This is a genomic window from Actinoplanes sp. NPDC048791 (assembly GCF_040650095.1).
In the GTDB taxonomy this organism is placed as follows: Bacteria; Actinomycetota; Actinomycetes; order Mycobacteriales; family Micromonosporaceae; genus Actinoplanes.
The window spans coordinates 1-3575 of sequence record NZ_JBEZGQ010000864.1 but is presented as its reverse complement, the minus strand read 5'-3'; the positions used below and the strand labels follow the sequence as shown (position 1 = coordinate 3575).

Here is a 3575-nt window from a genome sequence, read left to right as displayed (position 1 = left end):
GCGCCACCGGCCGCGTCGCCGAGAACTCCGGCCGCGGGACCGCCCTCACCGTCCGCACCGCGGACCAGGGCCGGGTCACCTTCACCGGCACCACCGCCGACAAGGACGCGTCCTTCCCCGCCGCCTGCGCCGCCACGGCCAAGACCTGCCCGCGCGCCCTGCTCGAAGGCACCGACGACCCCGACCTCGACCCGGGCACCCGCACGTTCCGCTGGGGCGCCTCGGTCCGCCTCACCCGGGCCCAGGTCACCGGCTCGTCCAACGTCGTCCAGAAGGGCGTCGTGGACACCGACAGCCAGTGGAAGATGCAGATCGGCGCCACCCGGGGCCGGGCCCAGTGTGTCGTCGTCGGCCGCGGATCGGCCAAGGTCTACCTGGTCCGCAGCAGCGTCGGTGTCGCCGACGCCAAGTGGCACACCGTCATGTGCCAGCGCTCGGGCGCCACCCTCAGCGTGTACGTCGACGGTCAGGAGCGCGGCCGGCTCGCCGTCCCCGCGACCCTGTCGATCTCCAACAACCTGCCGCTGCGCATCGGCGGCCCCAACTTCAACGCCAAGAGCGACATGTACCACGGCCTGCTCGACGACGTGTACGCCCGGCTGGGCTGACTGAGGCGCGCCCGGCGCAGACGCGCGGCGGCGGTCAGGCAGGTCACTGGCTGGGCCGGCCTGACCGTCACCACCGCGCAGGGCAGGGGCCGGACCCGGCAAGGTCCGGCCCCTGTCCGCCGTCGCCGGGCGCTGTCGCACCGCTCTGCCATCATGCCGGGCATGGATCTGGAGTTCACCGGTGACATCTGGTACTGGCGGGGGCCGGCCCCGTGGTACTTCGTGACCGTGCCGGAGCCGGAGTGCGTCACGCTGCGCTCCTGGTCGTACGCCAGCTACGGCTGGGGCATGATCCCGGTGGTCGCGCGGATCGGCGGCACCGCGTGGGAGACCTCGCTGTGGCCCAAGGACGGCCGGTACGTCGTACCGGTGAAGGCCCATGTCCGGCGGGCGGAGGAGCTCGACGAGGGCGTCACCGTCGCGGTGCGGCTCGCCGTCCGCAACCAGCCGTGAGCGTCACGACGGCGCCCGCCACCCGCGCGGCGTGCTCGCGTCCCGCCGCATGACCACGGGGAAGACACTCGAGTAGGCCTGCCAGGAGGGCTGCGCGCGGGGCCGCGGGGCCGCCGCCGAACGGACCAGTGCCGCCAGGATGTCCTGCCCGGCCCGGTGCAGCTGCGGATCGGTGACCAGGCCCTGGGCGTCCACGGCGGCCGGATCGAGCGGCACCCGGATGCAGGCCGGGCGCAGCAGCTTGGCGTTGCCGTAGCTCAGGGCGGTCTGCAGCGCGGTGAGTGCGCTCTCGTCCTGCCCGGGCGCGGCCACCGACAGCCACGCGGCGGGCCGGCCGCTGAGGTCACCGCCGTCCACCAGCCAGTCCAGCAGGTTCTTCAGGCTGCCCGGCAGGGACCCGGCGTACTCCGGGGTGCTGAACAGCAAGGCCTGCGCGGCGTCGACCTCGGCGCGCAACCGGGCCACCGCCTCGGGCACCGGCTGCTCCCCGGGCACGAACGCCGGCAACGTCCGCAGACCGTCGTAGAGCGTGGCGGTGAGATCCGCCGGAGCGGACCGCGCCACCGTGCGCAAGGCGGCGGTGTGCAGTGAACCCGCACTGGTGCCGCCCGTGATCAGCAGGATGCGCGTCATGCCGAGACGATAAGGCCGCGCGCTCACGTTCCGGCCGCGACGCGGCGGGGTCGGCGGACGTCGATCATGTGGTCCGCTTCACCCTCCAGCTCAGCCCCTTGCTCAGTCCCGCAGCGCGGCGAGCGCCCGCCGGACCTGATCGAGCGGCGCGTCACCCAGTGGACGCAGCACGATCGTGCTCGCACCGGCGGCCCGCAACGCCGCCACCCGCTCCGGCACGATGGAGGCCGGCCCGATCAGGGTGAACAGCTCGGCCGGCTCGGTGCCCAGCCAGGCCGCCTGGGTCGCCAGCATGTCCCGGGTGGCCGCGGCGGCCCGTCCGGCGTCGTCCTCCACGTGCAGATAGACGAAGACGATCAGCTCGTGCGCCGGGCGGTCACCGGCGGCGCGGCCCCGCTCGATGTGCTCCCGGGACGCGGCGATCCGGTCCGGGCCGATGCCCTCGGCGATGATCGTGCCGTCGGCGACCCGGCCGGACAACTCCAGCGACTTCGCCTTGACCACCCCGGTGACCAGCGGCGGCACCTCGGCCGGCGGGTGCACCAGCCGGACACCGTCGATGGTCACCTCGCGGCCGAGCATCGTGACCGTCTCCCCGCCGAGCAGGGCGCGTACCCCGGCGATCGTCTCCTCCAGCAGCGCCAGCTTGCTGGCGGGCTCCGCACCCACCTGCCGCATCCATTCCGCGACCCCGTGCCCCAGACCCGGCACCAGCCGCCCCGGGTACGCCCGCGCGAGCATCGCCAGCTCCATGGCCAGCAGCGCCGGGTTGCGCAGCGCCACCGGGGCGATGCCGATGCCCACCCGCAGGGTGTCGGTGGCAGCCAGGGCGACGGCCGCGGAGCTGATCGAGCCGGCCCAGCCGAGGTCCTCGACCACCCACAGGTCGTCGGCGCCGGCCTCCTGCACCGCCGCGGCGAAGGCGGCCAGCTCCTCGGGTGCCCGATCGCGGTCGAACATGACACCGATCCGCGGCCGGGACGGCATGTGATTGGCAGACATCGCGCGAGTCTATGCAGAACAGCGGCTTCTACGCTGGACCGGTGCCGCAGCCTGAGCCGCGCCGGGACCCGATCGTCGTGGTGCCCTACCGTGCGGAGTGGCCCGCCTCGTTCGCCGAGCAGCAGGTCCGGGTCGAGGCAGCGCTGCGACCGTGGCTCGTGGGCCGGGTCGAGCACATCGGCAGCACCGCCGTTCCCGGGCTCGCCGCCAAGCCCATCATCGACATGCTGGCCCGCATCGAGGACCACGGGCGCAGCAGCGGCCTGATCGACGCGCTGGCCCGGATCGGCTGGGTGCATGCGCCGGAGCCCGGCGACGCCGAACGCCGGAAGTGGTCCTGCTGCTTCCCGTCGATCGCCTGGCGCACCCACCACCTGCACGTCGTCGAGGACCGGGCGCCGGACTGGCCGCAGCTGCTCGCGTTCCGTGACCACCTGCGCGACCACCCGGCGGACGCCGCCGAGAACGCCCGCCGCAAAGCCGCCCTGGCCGCGGCCCACGACCGGGACCGGCCGCGGTACCGGGCGGGCAAGGAGCCCTTCATCACGGAGGTGCTGCGGCGCTTGACCTGAAGCCGCGTTGAGGTTGGACGCTCGGCCCGGACGGCTGTCGAGCGGAGGTGGTCAGGGTGCGGGTGGTCGAGGTGGCCCGGTTCGGTGGGCCCGAGGTGCTGGTCGCGGTGGACGCGCCGGATCCTGTGCCCGGTCCGGGTGAGGTCGTCGTCGAGGTGGCCGCCGCGGACGTGCTGTGGGTCGAGACCATGATCCGCCAGGGGCAGGGTGGCGACTACTTCCCGGTGCGGCCGCCGTACCGGCCCGGTAGCGGCGTCGCCGGCACGGTGGCACTGGTCGGTGCGGGTGCCGACCCGGCCTGGGCCGG

The 3575-nt window shown here is 74.2% G+C and carries 5 protein-coding genes and 1 pseudogene; 4 read left to right on the top strand and 2 right to left on the bottom strand.

What is annotated here, in order from left to right:
* Both AB0C29_RS38660 and AB0C29_RS38655 read left to right on the top strand, forming a co-directional pair.
* The coding region (locus tag AB0C29_RS38660) for a LamG-like jellyroll fold domain-containing protein (protein WP_360831393.1) at positions 1 to 608 on the top strand (608 nt) is incomplete at its 5' end.
* Positions 609 to 770: 162 nt separating this feature from the next.
* A complete protein-coding gene (locus AB0C29_RS38655) occupies positions 771 to 1061 on the top strand; it encodes a DUF1905 domain-containing protein (RefSeq protein ID WP_360831390.1) in 291 nt (96 codons plus the stop codon).
* A 3-nt stretch (positions 1062 to 1064) separates the two neighbouring features.
* On the opposite strand, the gene AB0C29_RS38650 is transcribed toward AB0C29_RS38655, so the two are convergent.
* Complete coding sequence (locus tag AB0C29_RS38650) at positions 1065 to 1694, bottom strand: NADPH-dependent FMN reductase (RefSeq protein WP_360831387.1); 630 nt, start codon at positions 1692 to 1694, stop codon at positions 1065 to 1067.
* Between the two features lie 102 nt (positions 1695 to 1796).
* Complete coding sequence (locus AB0C29_RS38645) at positions 1797 to 2696, bottom strand: LLM class flavin-dependent oxidoreductase (protein WP_360831384.1); 900 nt, start codon at positions 2694 to 2696, stop codon at positions 1797 to 1799.
* 41 nt (positions 2697 to 2737) lie between these two features.
* Here AB0C29_RS38645 and AB0C29_RS38640 point away from each other — a divergent pair, with 41 nt between their 5' ends.
* Together AB0C29_RS38640 and AB0C29_RS38635 are read left to right on the top strand one after the other, a co-directional pair.
* Positions 2738 to 3268 carry a GrpB family protein gene (locus tag AB0C29_RS38640; protein WP_360831381.1) on the top strand — a complete coding sequence of 177 codons (531 nt, stop codon included), beginning with the start codon at positions 2738 to 2740 and terminating at the stop codon, positions 3266 to 3268.
* 56 nt (positions 3269 to 3324) lie between these two features.
* Positions 3325 to 3575, top strand: a pseudogene (locus tag AB0C29_RS38635) (NADPH:quinone reductase); the annotation flags it as partial.